The sequence below is a fragment of the Streptomyces sp. NPDC002130 genome (genome assembly GCF_040296465.1).
In the GTDB taxonomy this organism is placed as follows: Bacteria; Actinomycetota; Actinomycetes; order Streptomycetales; family Streptomycetaceae; genus Streptomyces.
In genome coordinates, this window is record NZ_JBEOXI010000016.1 from 42,679 (window position 1) to 57,724 (window position 15,046).

Consider the following 15,046-nt stretch of genomic DNA (forward strand, 5'->3'; position numbering starts at 1 on the left):
GCCCGCCGTCACACCTCGTGGTAGAAGCCCACGTTGACGCTGCGCGGGGCGGTGCGGTCCTGGATGATGATCTCGCCGCTGCCGCCCCGGGGCAGCGGGACGGTGCCGCCGTACGCGAGGGGCTGGGTGTACTCCCCCAGGGTCAGTCGCACTTCGGAGGACGGGTCGGGCTGGGAGCCGCGCAGCCAGGTGACCTGCCAGGTCCCCTCCGGCCCGCACAGGAACTCCAGGTGGACGCGGGAGACGAACAGCCAGTCGTCCGGCGTGCTCAGCCGGCACACGGACTTGTCGCGGCCCACCCGCAGCACCGCGCCCGGCTCGCTGGGCGCTTCGGCCATGAGCATGCCGGCCGTGGCGCCCGCCTCCGCCTCCGCGACGGTGGCCATGGTGAGTTCGAGCACGTGCGCTCCTCCTGAGACGTCCTGGTGGGTCAGCCGGGTTCTTGGCCCGCCGCATGATAAAACGCCCGGCCACGCGGTGTCCGGCACAATGGCCTCATGACCGAGCGAAAGCCACCGGGCGTCGACTTCGAGTCCTGGGTCGACAAGCAGATCCGTGAGGCGGAGGCACGCGGGGAGTTCGACCGGCTGCCGGGCGCGGGCGCACCGCTCCCCCGTGACGTCGAGAGCACCTACGACGAAATGTGGTGGGTCAAGCGGAAGATGGCCCGCGAGGGCTTCTCCGTCCTCCCGCCGGCACTGGCCCTGCGCAAGGAGGCGGAGGACGCGCTGGAGGCCGCGCTCGCGGCCCCCTCGGAGCGGATCGTCCGGAAGATCATCGACGAGGTCAACGTGAAGATCCGCGACATGATGTTCAAGCCGCCGCCCGGCCCCCCGCTGGGAAAGAAGCCGTACGACGTCGAGGACGTCGTACGGCAGTGGCGGGAGCGCCGGGCGGACCGGTGACCGGGGGATCTCCCCCGGCTCACACGTGCAGCAGCCGTTCGGCCAGCTCGCGGTAGTCCTTGAGGGCCAGGCGGAGCTGCTCGGTGTCGGCCGACGACACGGACCTGCTCTCGCCGCCCTCCACGGACTGCCAGGAGTGGCGCAGGGTGCGGCGGCGCTGCGTCACGGCCTCGGTGAAGCGGGCCGCGATCTCCTCCAGCACGTGGTCGGCCTCCTCGACGGCGGCCCTGGGCCCGTCGACGAACCCGGCGACGGCGTGCTGCAGCTGCGAGCCGAGCTTGTCGCACTCCTCATGGGCGAGGAGGCCGGCCCGGTTCTTGGCGGAGCCGACCTTGTCGGGGCCGGTGCCGTGGTCGCCGCGGCGCGCTCCGGACCCCAGCAGGTCCGCGTCGGGCCGGTCCGAGTCGTACCGATCCGTGTCATGCCGGTCCCCGCGCCGGTCCGTGCCGGGCACATCGGTGCCGTGCGCCACGGCGCGGTCCGCGTCGGTGCCGTGCGCCACGGCGCGGTCGGTGTCGGGCCCGGGCGTGACTGCGCGGTCCGTTCCGAGGTCTGGGCCGGCGCCGTGGGGCTGCTCCGGGCCCCGGGCGGTCTCGTGACGGCCCGTGTCCCGCGCGGTCGTGCGGTGGCCGGTGCCCAGGGCGCTCTCGCCGCGGGCGTCCGGGGCGGCCGGCGTCTGGTCGCCGGGCGGTCGGGTCATGTCGGCCATTTACCTCAACTCTCCTTCGCCTGACGTCGGTTCATCGCCCACGGCAGGTGCCCGCCGCGGGCCGGGGCCTTGCGGCCGCCGTTCAGAGCGGCGCGCTCGCGGCCGCTGTCGTGCCGTCCGCCGGTGTGGCCGCCGCCGTCGTGGCGGACCGGCTTCACCAGCTCCTCGAACAGGGCGCGGGCCGCCACCATGGCCTCACGCATGTCTTCCGTGCCCTGGCCGCCGTCGCGGGCGTCCTCCGCGCGCAGATGCGCCGCGCGGTGCACGCGCCGGTAGCCGTCCACGTGGTGGGCGTGGTGCACGGACAGCGCGGCCAGCTGTTCCTCGTACTGCCCGCCGTCCGGGAAGCCGCGGACACCGGCGAGCTCGGCGAGCAGCCGGTCCGCCTCGGCGACGGCATCGCGCGGCGAGTCGACGAACCGCTCCTGAGCGGCCGTCCAGCGCGCCTCGTACTGCTCGCGCTGCGCCGGCTCCAGCGACCGCTCGCGCAGATCGCCGTGGCGCTGCACGCGCTCGGTCAGTTCGCGCTCGGCCGCTTTGGCGTCACCGTCGTGCCGGGCGACGGCCCGGTCGTACTCGGGTCCGAAGCGCCGCTTCAGGCTCGGGCCCCGCCGAGGCCCGCGGGCGCGCAGGGTCATGACGGCCGCGATGATGACGACCGCCGCGATCACGATCAGAGCAATGATCAGGCCAGTGGACATGAATGCCTTCCGGGTTCTCGCCCAACCGGCTCTCCTCGCGAGCCGGTTCGCCCGTCGGGTAGCCCCGAAGCCCGTCTCCAAACGGCGCCCGGCCGCACCGGGCGCGAACAGGTGGCCGGAAGTATTCGGTTGCGTGTCCGGTGGGGCGGCTGCGGAGAATGCGGTTCGTGATGTGGACCGTGACGCCGGAACCGTATGACTCACCCGTCGCCGCCGCCCTGTGGCGGGCGTACTACACCGAGGTCAGCGACCGCTGGTACCTGCTGCACGAGGGGCGCCGGACCGACCCGGCCGAGCTGGAGCGGGAGATCGCCGCCCAGCCGGGTGTCGATCTCGCGCCGCCCGACGGCCGGTTGCTCGTCGCCCGGTATGGCGGCGAGCCGGCCGGCAGCGCGGGCGTACGTCTGCTGGACGGCACGACCGCCGAGCTCACGCGGGTGTTCCTGTACGAGGCGATGCGCGGCCGGGGCGGCGCGCCGCTCCTGGTCCGGGCCGCCGAGGACGCCGCACGCGCGCTCGGCGCCACCCGGATGATCCTCGACACCCGCGGCGATCTCGTCGAGGCCCGCGGCCTTTACGCCCGCCTCGGCTACACGGAGACCGGCCCGCACAACGACGACCGGTACGCGGAGCACTGGTTCCGCAAGGAACTGACCCGACCTCAGGCCGGCTCCTGCGAGGAGCGCAACCGGTAAGGCCGCTCGCGCCGCGATCCGCACAGTTCGCTGTTCAGCTCCCGCACCAGCTGCTCCAGGTCGGCCGGCCGGTCCGGCCCCCACCAGTCGCCGAGCAGCTCGGCGAGTGACTCCTCGCGGGCCTCGGCCAGCCGGGCGGCGACCTCGCGTCCCTTGTCGGTCAGGACCATGTCGATGCCCCGGCGTACCGCGAGGCGGCGTTCCTCGGCCTGCCGGGCGGCCTCCATGATCACGGTCAGGGGCACGGGCATGGTGTCGGCGAGCACTCCTGGCTCCACGGAGCCGTAGCGCCGCATCCGCAGCAGCAGCCAGCTCGTCGCGGGCAGCAGGTCGTAGCCCGCCCGGGCGGTGATCCGCCGGTAGATCTCACGCCGCCCCGCGCGGGTGCCGAGCACCGACAGCGCCCGGCACACCTCGTCGTACGAGGACCGCTCCACGGGGTTGCTGGCGAGGGTCTCGCTGGCGTCGGGTGCGGTGACCGAGCCGCGCAGCCGGTCCTCCTTCAGGAACCAGGCCAGCACGAAGCCGAGGAGTGCGACGGGGGCGGCGTACAGGAAGACGTCCGTGATGGAGACGGCGTAGGCGTGCAGGGCCGGCGGGCGCAGGCCGGACGGCAGGGCGGCGATGCCCCGCGGGTCGGCCTCCAGCGTGTCCACGGAGGTGCCGGGCGGCAGCTGCGCACCCCGGAAGGCGTCGGTGAGCTGGTCGCCGAGCCGGCCCGCGAAGACCGTGCCGAAGACGGCGACGCCGAACGAGGCGCCGATGGAGCGGAAGAAGGTCGCGCCGGAGGTGGCCACGCCCAGGTCCTCGTAGGGGACGGCGTTCTGCACGATGAGCACGAGGACCTGCATCACCAGGCCGAGCCCGAGTCCGAAGACGAAGAAGTAGCCGCTCAACTCGGCGGTGGAGGAGTGCTCGTCGAGCTGATGGAGCAGGAGCAGCCCGAGTGTGGTGATGCCGGTGCCGAGAATCGGGAACACCTTCCAGCGGCCGGTCCGGCTGACGATCTGCCCGGAGGCCGTCGAGGCCAGCAGCAGGCCCAGCACCATCGGCAGCATGTGCACACCGGACATGGTCGGGCTGATGCCCTGCACGACCTGGAGGAAGGTCGGCAGATAGGTCATGGCGCCGAACATGGCGAACCCGACGACGAAGCTGATCACGGCGGCGAGCGTGAAGGTGCGTACCCGGAACAGTATGAGCGGCAGGACGGGTTCGGCGGCCCGCTGCTCGACGGCCACGAAGGCGACGGCGAGGACGACGCCCAGCACGGCGAGGCCGACGATCTGCCAGGACCCCCATGCCCAGGTCGTCCCGCCGAGTGAGGCGACCAGCACCAGGCAGGTGGCGACGGCGGCGATGAGGAAGGTGCCGAGGTAGTCGATGACGTGTCGTTGCGCCCGGCGCGGGATGTGCAGGACGGCCGCGATCACGGCGAGCGCCACGACGCCGACGGGCAGGTTGACGTAGAACACCCAGCGCCAGCTCAGATGCTGGGTGAACAGGCCGCCGAGCAGCGGTCCGAGCACGCTGGTCGCGCCGAAGACGGCCCCGAACAGGCCCTGGTAGCGGCCGCGTTCACGAGGGGGCACGAGGTCGCCGACGATGGCCATCGACAGCACGATCAGCCCGCCGCCGCCGAGCCCCTGCAGGGCCCGGAACGCGATCAGCTGGCCCATGTCCTGCGCGGCCCCGCACAGCGCGGAACCGGCCAGGAAGATCACGATCGCCGTCTGGAAAAGTCTCTTGCGCCCGTACTGGTCGCCGAGCTTGCCCCACAGGGGGGTGGCGGCGGTCGCGGCCAGCAGATACGCGGTGACCACCCAGGAGAGGTGATCCAGACCGCCGAGATCGCTGACGATCGTGGGCAGCGCGGTCGCCACGATGGTCTGGTCGAGGGCGGCGAGCAGCATGCCGAGGAGCAGGGCGCCGATGGAGACCAGGACGTTCCCGGGCACCTGCTCCCGAGGGGCCGCGCCCTGGGGCGTCAGCGTGGTGGCGTTCCCGTCCTCGGCCATCCGACCTCCCGCGTCTCCTGTGACTTTTTCCATCCTGACCGCTGTGACCTGTTATGGCCTGCCGGGCCCTTTTGGAAGCCGCGCTTCCGGGGGCTCCCCGACCGCACTGTGGAGAAGATCTGGATAATCTCTGGAGTTCGCGAGGGGAGGGAGGAACGCGTGGAACCGCCGAACGGCCACCCGTGCCCGGAGTGCGGCGCGCCCAGACAGCGGGACAACACCCCCGCCTGCGCCTGCACACACCGAGCCGCCGAGGCCCTGCGCGACGCCCGCACGGCCCAGGCGGCGGCAGCGGAGGACTTCGACCCGCTGCGGATCCGCCCGTACGTGGAGATCGACCCGGCCACGACGACGCCGCCCGTTGCACCCCCGGCCGACCCGCTCGTGGACACCCCGAGCGCCGCCGACGCGGACGGCGATGCCGGGCCCCGCCCCGCCCAGGCATCACCGCCTGCCCCGGGTCGGGAACCGACGGCCGAGGCAGCCGCGCCCCGGCACGCGGAGACGGGCACCACCGCCTCGCCCCCGCACACGGCCACAGGCACCACCACCTCCCCGCGGCACACGGAATCGGGCACCACCGCCTCGCCCCCGCACACGGCCACAGGCACCAACGCCTCGCCGCGGCACACGGCCACAGGCACCACCACCTCGCCCCCGCACACGGCCACAGGCACCAACGCCTCCCCGCGGTACACGGAATCGGGCACCACCGCCTCGCCCCCGCACACGGCCACAGGCACCACCGCCTCCCCGCGGTACACGGAATCGGGCACCACCGCCTCGCCCCCGCACACGGCCACGAGCACCACCGCCTCGCCGCGGCACGCGGAATCGGGCACCACCGCCTCGCCCCCGCACATGACCACAGGCACCACCGCCTCGCCGCGGCATGCGGAGTCGGCGCCCGTCGGGAGTGCCGCTCCGCCGCCCACCCCCGCCGACGCCACGATGCCCTTGCGCCCGGTCGACCCGGACGCGACCGCCGTGCTTCCGGCCGCCACCGTCTCGATGGGCCCGACGCCCCCGGCGCCCGCCCCGACCGAACCGAGCGTCACCGACCTGCGCCTGTTCGACGGAACGGCGCGGGCGGACCGCGGCGCGCCGGACGCGGGTGGGACCGGCGCGCGGAGGCCCGGGCGGCGGCGCACCCTGCTGCTCGCCGCCGCCGGTGCCTGTGTCGCCGTCGTCGCGGCGGCCGGGTACGCGAGTGGGCTGTTCTCCTACGAGAGCCCCTCCCGGGACACCGCGCTGCCGGACGACATCCGCGCGAGCGTGCCGGACGCCCCGTCGAGCAGCGCGGCATCCACACCCCCGGCGGGCAGCGCCTCTGCGGCTGAGCCGGCCCCGGCGGCACCGCGGCCGTCGCCGTCCCGCACCGCGAGCCCGTCCGCCTCACCGTCGCCGTCCGAGCCGAGCGCCTCGGCGAGCCCGTCGCAGTCGCCGTCCCCGTCGGCATCGCAGCCGTCGGCATCGGCGACCGGCACCGGACAGGCACCTCCGGACAACTCCCGCCAGAACAAGGGCCCGGCCGTCCTGCGCCTCGGCGACAGCGGCCCGGAGGTCACCGAACTCCAGCTCCGCCTGCGCCAGTTGTACCTCTACGACGACGACACCGACGGCACCTTCGACGACCGCCTCCAGGAAGCGGTCCGCACCTACCAGTGGTCACGCGGCATCCAGAGCGACGACCTCGGCGTCTACGACCCGGAAACCCGGGCCAAGCTGGAGTCGGAAACCCGGGAGCCGTGACCGGCCCGGGCGTCCTACCGTGACCCCGTGACTACTCAGGTGATCGTTCTCAACGGCGGTTCGAGCTCGGGCAAGTCCGGGATCGTCCGGTGCCTGCAACAGGTCCTGCCCGATCCGTGGCTGGCCTTCGGTGTCGACTCGTTCGTCGACGCACTGCCCGCGAGGCTGCGGGACTCGGACGGCGGCATCACGTTCGCGGCGGACGGCGGCGTGAGCGTGGGCGCGGAGTTCCGGGCTCTGGACGCGGCCTGGACCGAGGGCATCGCCGCCATGGCCCGCGCCGGCGCCGGGATCATCGTCGACGACGTCTTCCTCGGGGGCACGGCGTCCCGGCAGCGGTGGGAGAAGGCCCTCGCCGGACTCGACGTGCTCTGGGTCGGCGTCCGGTGCGACGCCGAGGTCGCCGCGGGCCGCGAGATCGCCCGGGGAGACCGGGTCAGGGGCATGGCCGCGTCACAGGCCCGGGTCGTGCACGAGGGCCTGAGCTACGACGTGGAGGTGGACACGACGCACGCCGAGTCCCTGGAGTGCGCGCGCGTCATCGCCGCCCACGTGACGGGTGCGCCCGCGCCGCCCGAGTGAGCCGGCGGCCGGGGTTCACCCGATGTGCAGCCGGATCGTCCCGTCGGCGCCGGCCTCCACACGCACCGTCGTGAGGTCCTCCACCACGACGTCCGGCTCGTGGGCCGCGGCCCGGGCACCGATGCCGACCACCGTCATCCCGGCGGCGCGGCCGGCCGCTATCCCGGCTCCGGAGTCCTCGAACACCACACAGTCGGCGGGAGCGATCCCCAGCTCGGCGGCGCCCTTCAGAAACCCCTCGGGGTCGGGCTTGCTCGCCCCGACGGACTCCGCCGTCACCCGCACCCCGGGCAGTTCCAGACCGGCCGCGGCCATCCGCGCCGTCGAGAGCGGCACGTCGGCGGAGGTCACCAGCGCGTGCGGCAGCCCCCGCAGCGAGGCCAGGAACTCCGGCGCCCCGGGGATCGCGACGACACCGTCGGTGTCGGCCGTCTCCTCGGCGAGCATCCGGGCGTTGTCGGCGTGGTTCTGCTCCATCGGCCGGTCGGGCAGCAGCAGCGCCATGGAGGCGTAGCCCTGCCGGCCGTGCACGACCTTCATGACCTCGTCCCCGTCCAGCCCGTGGCGCTCGGCCCAGCGCCGCCAGACGCGCTCGACCGAGGCGTCGGAGTTGACGAGGGTGCCGTCCATGTCCAGCAGGAGGGCGCGGGCGGTGAGCACGGCGGTGGCCGTCATCGGCAGCTCCAGGGCTCGGGGCGCGTTACAGCGCGGGAGAGGGGCTGACGACGGATCGCGACCGGCAGGCCCCGGGGGGACAAGGCGGCCCCGCCCGCCGGTCAGGGAAAACGGGCGGAGGCCACTTTGTTTCTCCACGGTACAAAACAAGTCCGGCTTCGCGCCAGGGGCCCCCACCGAACGTTCACCCCCTGTTCAGCCCGCCCGGGTCATCCGGTCACGGCCTCCCACAGGCTCCACAGCCCGAGCGCCAGCATCACCAGCGCCGCGATCTGCGTGATCAGCCGCAGCGGCACCTTCTTCATCAGGGCCTTTCCGCCGACGATGCCGATCCCGGCCACGGCCCACAGCGCGAGCACCGCACCCAGGCCGACGGAGAGCGGGTCGTCGTAGCGGGCGGCCAGGTTCGCGGTCATGATCTGGGTCAGATCACCGAACTCGGCGACCAGGATGAGCATGAACCCGGCACCCGAGACCTTCCAGAAGGACTGGTTCTCCGGCTTGCGGACCTCCTCCTCTTCCTCGCCCTTCTTGAGCAGCAGCACCGCGGCCCCGCCCAGGAAGAGCACGCCCGTGAGGGCCTGCACGATCTGGTGCGGCAGCAGCGTCAGCACACTGCCGGCCGCGACGGCGAGCGCGACGTGCAGCGCGAAGGCGGCGGCCACACCGGCGAAGACGTAGGAGGCGCGGTAGCGGGTGCCGAGGACGAGGCCGGCGAGGGCGGTCTTGTCCGGCAGTTCTGCGAGGAAGACGACGCCGAAGACGACGGCCGTCACGGTCAGGCTGATCAAGGGTTCCTCAATCGGTCGGGGCTGCCCCACCGAGAGTGCTGGACCTTCGCACGCGACACCTCGGCACGGCAGCACATCGGTACCCGTGCCGGGGGCACGGGCGTGCACTGCTTTGCCGAAGGTCTCGCTGGCAGGTCCGGGAAAGGACCGGCCTCCGGGCGCCGGCTCAGGCGGGCTGAGCAGTATGTCGACGGTCCGGCGAAGAGCTACTCCCCTTCTGCGCCGTCCATGGTACGGGAAGCGCCTGGAGTGAAAAGTTCCGCCTTGAATCTTGTCATGTCATGGCCGCGTCACTAACTTCTCACCGGACGCACATCTGTGCGTCACACGGCAGCGCGAGCATTCCCTCGCTCGCAAGCCAACACCCCCCTCTCCCCAGGGAGTTCGCATGCCCAGGTTCTACGCGCGTCGACGGCTGAGTCTCGCCGCGGCGGCCACCGCGCTCATATCCTCCGTGGCCCTCTTCAACGCCCCCACGGCCTCCGCCGCCCTCCCCACCCCCGTGAGCGCCGCCACCGCCCGCACCTACCTCGCCTCGCTCACCGTGGCGCCCGAGGACCGCACCGGCTACGACCGCGACCTCTTCCCGCACTGGATCACCCAGTCCGGCGCCTGCAACACCCGCGAGGTCGTCCTCAAGCGCGACGGCACCAACGTCCAGCAGGACTCCTCCTGCGCCGCCACCAGCGGCAGCTGGTACTCCGTCTACGACGGCGCCACCTGGACCGCCGCCTCCGACGTCGACATCGACCACCTGGTCCCGCTGGCCGAGGCCTGGGACTCCGGCGCCGACTCCTGGACGACGTCCCGCCGCCAGTCGTTCGCCAACGACCTCACCCGCCCGCAGCTCATCGCGGTCACCGACAACGTCAACCAGGCCAAGGGCGACCAGGACCCGGCCACCTGGATGCCCTCCCGGACGACGTACCGCTGCACCTACGTCCGCGCCTGGGTGCAGGTGAAGTACTACTACGGCCTGTCGGTCGACTCGGCCGAGAAGTCCGCGCTGCAGAACTACCTCGCGAGCTGCTGACACGCTGATGTCGTGTCGGAACCTCCCCGCTGACCTCCGTCGTTCCGTACCGTACGGGGCGACGGAGAGGGGAACGACATGAGCGCACTGCGCCTCGGACCGCTGCTGAGGTACACCGACGGCTCGTCCGCCACCGTGTGGGTCGAGACGAGCCGTCCGTGCACCGCCGAGGTGCGCTGCGCCGACGGCGCCGGTGGCACGGCCGGCAGCTTCCAGATCGCGGGCCACCACTACGCGCTTGTCCCGGTGACGGGCCTCACGGCCGGTACGACCACGACGTACGAGGTGCTCCTCGACGGCACCCGGGTGTGGCCGCTGCCCGGCTCCCCCTTCCCGCCCTCGGCGATCCACGCGCCGGGCCCGGAGGGCGACCTCAACGTGGCCTTCGGCTCGTGCCGCTGGGCCTCCCCGCCGGCGGGCGGCGACGACCCCGTCGGCCCGGACGCCCTGGACGCCCTCGCCACCCGTCTCGCGGCCGACCCCGAGGGTGAGCGGCCGCACGTCCTGCTGCTGCTCGGCGACCAGGTGTACGCAGACGAGACCTCCGACTCGACGCAGCGCTGGCTGGCGGCCCGCCGCGACCTGAAGGAAGGGCCGGGCAGCGGGGTCGCCAACTACGAGGAGTACACCCACCTCTACTACGAGTCGTGGCTCGACCCGCGCATCCGCTGGCTGCTGTCCACCGTGCCCAGTTTCATGATCTTCGACGACCACGACGTGATCGACGACTGGAACACCTCCGCCTCCTGGCTCGCCGACATGCGCTCCACCGGCTGGTGGCAGGAGCGGCTGCTGAGCGGCCTGATGTCGTACTGGGTCCACCAGCACCTGGGCAACCTCTCCCTGGAGGAGCTGGCGGCCGACCCTGTGTACGAGGCGGTGTGCAAGGCTCCCGACGGCACCGACACGCTGCGCGCCTTCGCCGCCCGGGCCGACGCCGACGCGGCCACGGCCCGCTGGAGCTACCGGCGCGACTTCGGGCGGGTACGTCTGGTGATGGTGGACAGCCGGGCGGCCCGGGTCCTCGCCGAGGACGAGCGCGCGATGCTCGACCCGGGCGAGGACGCCTGGCTGCGCGAGCAGGTGCTGGACAGGCCCGAGGCCTACGACCACCTCCTGATCGGCACCTCGCTGCCCTGGCTGCTGCCGCACCTGGTGCACGACGCCGAGGGGTGGAACGCGGCGCTGTGCGGCGGCGAACGCGGCGAGCGCTGGGCGCGGTTGGGGGAGAAAGTGCGGCGGGCCGCCGACCTGGAGCACTGGTCGGCGTTCCCCGAGTCCTTCGCGGGGCTGGCGGCGCTGATCGCCGAGGCGGGCTCGGGTCGGGACGCACCGGCGACGGTGTGCGTGCTGTCCGGGGACGTGCACCACGCCTACATCGCCGAGCCCTCGTGGCCCGGCCGGGGCCCGGACGCCCGGGTCGTGCAGCTCGTCTGCTCCCCCGTCCACAACTCGGTGCCGCTGTCGATGCGGCTGGCCTTCCGCATCGGCTGGAGCGCGATGGCTCGGGGCCTCGGCCGCGGCCTCGCCCGGCACGGCCGCCTCCCGAGCCCGCCGGTCGGCTGGCGCAAGACGGGCGGCCCCTGGTTCGGCAACCAGCTCATGACCCTCACCATGCGGGGCCGCTCCGCCCGGCTGCGGCTGGAGCAGGCCAAGGCCCGCGAGGGGGCGGGGCCCCGCCTGACGACACTGCTGGACTCCGAGCTTGCCCCGTAACCCGGCTGTTCCACCCGTTTGCCGTGCTGTGCTCGGGGATGTCCCGTGATGCTCGTGAGGCATCCCACAGCGACCGTCAATCCTTCCCCACGAACCCCGGTGTCCCTCCCCGGCGGCGGCATGATGAGGCGGACCGTCCGCTTCCTGCCCGGCGGACCGCCGAACGCGCCCCCCACGCCCGGGAGTCCCACCCTTGTCTGCGTCGCACGAGGAAACCCAGGAAACCGAGGAAGCCGTGCCGGCCGACGGTCACCGACCGGCCGATGGTCACGGACCGGCCGATGGTCACGGACCGGCCGACGGTTCTGGACCGGCCACGAGACGCACGGGTGTCTCCGTCGCCCTGGTCGGCGCCGGGCCACGCGGCACCAGCGTCCTGGAACGCCTGTGTGCCTCCGCCCCGGAACTCCTGCCGCCCGGCGCCCGGCTGACGGTCCATGTGATCGACCCGGACCCGCCCGGCCCCGGCCGCGTCTGGCGCACCGCCCAGTCGCCCGAGCTGCTGATGAACACCGTGGCCTGCCAGGTGACCCTGTTCACCGACGACAGCGTGGACTGCTCGGGTCCGATCCGCCCGGGTCCGAGCCTGCACGAGTGGGCGGGCGGCAGACTGGGCCCGGACGAGTACCCGACCCGGGCCGACTACGGCCGCTACCTGGAGTGGGTGTTCGCCGAGGTGGTACGGCAGGCGCCGCCATCCGTACGGGTCGAGACGCACCGGGCCCGCGCGGTACGGCTCGACGACTCCCCCGGCGAGCGCCAGGCCCTCACCCTCGACGACGGCCGCACCCTGACCGGCCTGTCCGCGGTGGTGCTGGCCCAGGGGCATCTGCCGAGGACCGCAGGCCCGGACCTGCTGCGGCACGCGGCCCACGCCGCGCGGCACGGCCTGCGCCACGTCCCGCCCGCCAACCCGGCCGACGTCGACCTGTCCTCCGTCCCTGCGGGCGAGCCCGTCCTGCTGCGCGGCCTCGGCCTCAACTTCTTCGACCACACGGCCCTGCTGACGACCGGCCGGGGCGGCCGTTTCGTACGGGACGCCGACGGCCTGCGCTACCGGCCCTCCGGCCGTGAGCCGCGGCTCTTCGCCGGTTCCAGGCGCGGCGTCCCGTACCAGGCGCGCGGCGACAACGCGAAGGGGCCGTACGGCCGGCACGTCCCGCTCGTCCTCACCCCGGAGGTGATCGCCGGGTTCCGCAAGCGCGCGGCCTCCGGGGAGGCGCCCGATTTCCTGGCGGAGATATGGCCGCTGGTGGCGAAGGAGGTGGAGACGGTCTACTACGGCGCGCTGATCCGGCGGACTGCGGCCCGCACGGGGCGCGAGCGGGAGTTCGCGGACCGCTTCCTCGCCGTCCCGCACGGCGATCCCCGCGAGGCACCGCTGGTCGCGGAGTTCGGGGTGCCGGACGGCGACCGCTGGTGCTGGGAGCGGATCTCCCGCCCGTACGCCGGGCGGGACTTCGGGCACCCCGGCGAGTGGGACGACTGGCTGCTGTCGTATCTGCGCGAGGACGCCGCGCAGGCCGCTCTGGGCAATGTGCACGGCCCACTGAAGGCGGCGCTGGACGTGCTGCGCGACCTGCGCAACGAACTGCGGCTGATCGTCGACCACGGGGGTCTGGCCGGTGCCTCCCGCCGGGACCACCTGGACCGCTGGTACACCCCGCTCAACGCGTTCCTGTCCATCGGCCCGCCGCGCCGCCGCGTCGAGGAACTCGCGGCGCTGGTGGAGGCGGGGGTGGTGCGGGTGCTGGGGCCGCGGTTGCGGGTGACGGACGAGGCCGGGGGCTGGGTGGCGCACTCCCCCGACGTACCGGGGTCGGCCGTGCGTGTGAGAACCCTCATAGAGGCCCGCCTGCCGGAACCGGACCTGCGGCACACCGCCGACGCCCTTCTGGCCGGCCTGCTGCGCAGCGGGCGGTGCCGCCCGCACACCATCGACGGTTATGAGACAGGGGGGTTGGACGTCACACCGCGTCCCTATCGCCTGATGGATCGTCAAGGAGTTGCACACACACGGCGGTTCGCGTTCGGTGTGCCGACAGAAGGCGTGCACTGGGTGACCGCCGCGGGAGCCCGGCCAGGGGTGGATTCGGTCACTCTTTCGGACGCGGATGCGGTGGCCAGAGCCGTCCTACGTGCGACTGAGCCCCAGATCGAGCCCCCGCCGGAGGCAAAGCAATGGCCAAATGTTGAACTTGCAAGCATCAATTAGGCGCACCTAACGTGGGTTACTCCGCGGTATCCGTCCCCGACCGGCCTCCCCAGGGCCGGCCAACCGAAGGAGAGACCCCCCACATGACCGCTCGCCTCAACGGCGCCCAGCCGTACGCGCTCGGACTGTTCCGGATCGTCGTCGGCCTGCTGTTCGCCTGCCACGGTGCCGTCGCGCTCTTCGGCGTCCTCGGCGGCGCGGACGGCAAGGGCGGCACCGCCGCGACCGGCGCCTGGCCCAACTGGTACGCGGCCGTGATCGAGCTCGTCGGCGGCATCCTGGTGCTGCTGGGCCTCGGCACCCGCATCGCGGCGTTCATCTCGTCCGGCGCGATGGCGTACGCGTACTTCAAGGTCCACCAGCCCCAGGGCCTGTGGCCGATCGAGAACAGCGGCGAGGGCGCGGCCATGTACTGCTGGGCCATGTTCCTGCTGATCTTCACCGGATCCGGCGCGTTCGGCGTGGACCGGCTGCTGGCCAAGCGCACCTCGACGCAGGAGCGGCGCTCCGCGGACCAGACCCCGGTGGTCGCCTGAGCAGCCCGGCCCTCCGGACACGACAGCGGCGCCTTCCCCTCGGGGAAGGCGCCGTTTCGTCTGCGGCGGCCCGCCGCCAAGCCCAAGGCGGATGGCATGCATACATATGCCGACAACCATGGACAAGCCGAGGCGAGGTGAACAGTCCGCACCGAACGTATGAGCCCCCCGTGAACCGCCCGTCACACCCCAGGCGTACGCTCTATGGCTGTCATGGCCACTCCTGCCGCTCCCCCCCCCCGCGCCATCGCGGCACGGTCTGGCCCACGGGGGAATCACGGGGAGTCGCGGTGCTGGAGCAGGTGGGGTTGCCGATCGGCAGCCCATGGATCTACGCGGTGGTGGCTCTGTCCGTCCTGCTCGACGTGTTCCTGCCGGTGCTGCCCAGCGGTGTCCTGGTGATCACGGCGGCCACGGCGGCGGCAGCGAGCACCGCGACCGACGTGCCCGACATCCTCACCCTGACCCTCTGCGCGGCCGCCGCCTCCGTCCTGGGTGACCTGGCCGCCTACCGCCTCGCCTGGCGCGGCGGCGCCCGCCTGGACCGCGCGATCTCCCGCTCCCGGCGGCTGACCACCGCCCAGGAACGTCTCGGCGCTGCTCTCGCCCGGGGCGGCGGTGCCCTCGTCGTCGTCGCCCGTTTCGCTCCCGCTGGCCGTTCGGTGGTCTCCCTCGGCGCGGGCGCCGCCCACCGCCGCGCCCGTGACTTCCTGCCCTG

At 73.1% G+C, this 15,046-nt stretch carries 15 protein-coding genes; 9 read left to right on the forward strand and 6 right to left on the reverse strand.

Annotated elements, in window-relative coordinates:
* Window positions 1–8 precede the first annotated feature (8 nt).
* Window positions 9–401: an FHA domain-containing protein gene (locus tag ABT116_RS05095; protein ID WP_351627969.1), complete on the reverse strand. Its 393-nt coding sequence runs from the start codon at window positions 399–401 to the stop codon at window positions 9–11.
* Window positions 402–497: 96 nt separating this feature from the next.
* Between ABT116_RS05095 and ABT116_RS05100 the strand changes: the two genes are divergently transcribed.
* Window positions 498–905, forward strand: a complete 408-nt coding sequence (locus ABT116_RS05100; RefSeq protein ID WP_351627971.1) for a DnaJ family domain-containing protein — start codon at window positions 498–500, stop codon at window positions 903–905.
* 19 nt (window positions 906–924) lie between these two features.
* Here ABT116_RS05100 and ABT116_RS05105 read toward each other — a convergent pair whose 3' ends face one another.
* Entirely contained in the window at window positions 925–1,614 is a 690-nt protein-coding gene (locus tag ABT116_RS05105; protein ID WP_351627974.1) for a hypothetical protein, read from the reverse strand.
* A gap of 5 nt (window positions 1,615–1,619) precedes the next feature.
* A complete protein-coding gene (locus ABT116_RS05110) occupies window positions 1,620–2,315 on the reverse strand; it encodes a hypothetical protein (RefSeq protein WP_351627977.1) in 696 nt (231 codons plus the stop codon).
* A 167-nt stretch (window positions 2,316–2,482) separates the two neighbouring features.
* Between ABT116_RS05110 and ABT116_RS05115 the strand changes: the two genes are divergently transcribed.
* Window positions 2,483–3,010: a GNAT family N-acetyltransferase gene (locus ABT116_RS05115; RefSeq protein ID WP_502983821.1), complete on the forward strand. Its 528-nt coding sequence runs from the start codon at window positions 2,483–2,485 to the stop codon at window positions 3,008–3,010.
* Here ABT116_RS05115 and ABT116_RS05120 read toward each other — a convergent pair.
* Window positions 2,977–5,028 (reverse strand): MDR family MFS transporter, encoded by a 2,052-nt coding sequence (locus ABT116_RS05120; protein ID WP_351627986.1) that lies wholly within the window; start codon window positions 5,026–5,028, stop codon window positions 2,977–2,979. The two genes, ABT116_RS05115 and ABT116_RS05120, sit on opposite strands and share 34 nt — an antisense overlap.
* Window positions 5,029–5,187: 159 nt before the next feature.
* On the opposite strand from ABT116_RS05120, the gene ABT116_RS05125 reads away from it, so the two are divergent.
* Both ABT116_RS05125 and cpt read left to right on the forward strand, forming a co-directional pair.
* On the forward strand, window positions 5,188–6,780 hold the full coding sequence (locus tag ABT116_RS05125) for a peptidoglycan-binding protein (protein ID WP_351627989.1): 1,593 nt from the start codon (window positions 5,188–5,190) through the stop codon (window positions 6,778–6,780).
* A gap of 27 nt (window positions 6,781–6,807) precedes the next feature.
* Complete coding sequence (gene cpt / locus ABT116_RS05130) at window positions 6,808–7,362, forward strand: chloramphenicol phosphotransferase CPT (protein WP_351627992.1); 555 nt, start codon at window positions 6,808–6,810, stop codon at window positions 7,360–7,362.
* A 15-nt stretch (window positions 7,363–7,377) separates the two neighbouring features.
* Here cpt and ABT116_RS05135 read toward each other — a convergent pair whose 3' ends face one another.
* Both ABT116_RS05135 and ABT116_RS05140 read right to left on the reverse strand, forming a co-directional pair.
* Window positions 7,378–8,037, reverse strand: coding sequence for an HAD-IA family hydrolase (locus ABT116_RS05135; RefSeq protein ID WP_351627995.1), 660 nt, complete (start codon window positions 8,035–8,037; stop codon window positions 7,378–7,380).
* Between the two features lie 209 nt (window positions 8,038–8,246).
* A complete protein-coding gene (locus ABT116_RS05140; protein ID WP_351627998.1) occupies window positions 8,247–8,828 on the reverse strand; it encodes a TMEM165/GDT1 family protein in 582 nt (193 codons plus the stop codon).
* Between the two features lie 388 nt (window positions 8,829–9,216).
* Here ABT116_RS05140 and ABT116_RS05145 point away from each other — a divergent pair, with 388 nt between their 5' ends.
* From ABT116_RS05145 to ABT116_RS05165, 5 genes are all read left to right on the forward strand, one after another.
* Window positions 9,217–9,861 carry an HNH endonuclease family protein gene (locus tag ABT116_RS05145; RefSeq protein WP_351628001.1) on the forward strand — a complete coding sequence of 215 codons (645 nt, stop codon included), beginning with the start codon at window positions 9,217–9,219 and terminating at the stop codon, window positions 9,859–9,861.
* Window positions 9,862–9,939: 78 nt separating this feature from the next.
* Complete coding sequence (locus ABT116_RS05150) at window positions 9,940–11,577, forward strand: alkaline phosphatase D family protein (RefSeq protein WP_351628003.1); 1,638 nt, start codon at window positions 9,940–9,942, stop codon at window positions 11,575–11,577.
* 343 nt (window positions 11,578–11,920) lie between these two features.
* On the forward strand, window positions 11,921–13,792 hold the full coding sequence (locus ABT116_RS05155) for an FAD/NAD(P)-binding protein (RefSeq protein ID WP_351628026.1): 1,872 nt from the start codon (window positions 11,921–11,923) through the stop codon (window positions 13,790–13,792).
* A gap of 83 nt (window positions 13,793–13,875) precedes the next feature.
* Window positions 13,876–14,328, forward strand: coding sequence for a DoxX family protein (locus tag ABT116_RS05160; protein ID WP_351628006.1), 453 nt, complete (start codon window positions 13,876–13,878; stop codon window positions 14,326–14,328).
* Window positions 14,329–14,618: 290 nt separating this feature from the next.
* Window positions 14,619–15,046 (forward strand): DedA family protein (locus ABT116_RS05165; protein ID WP_351628009.1); only part of this gene is annotated, 428 nt, incomplete at its 3' end.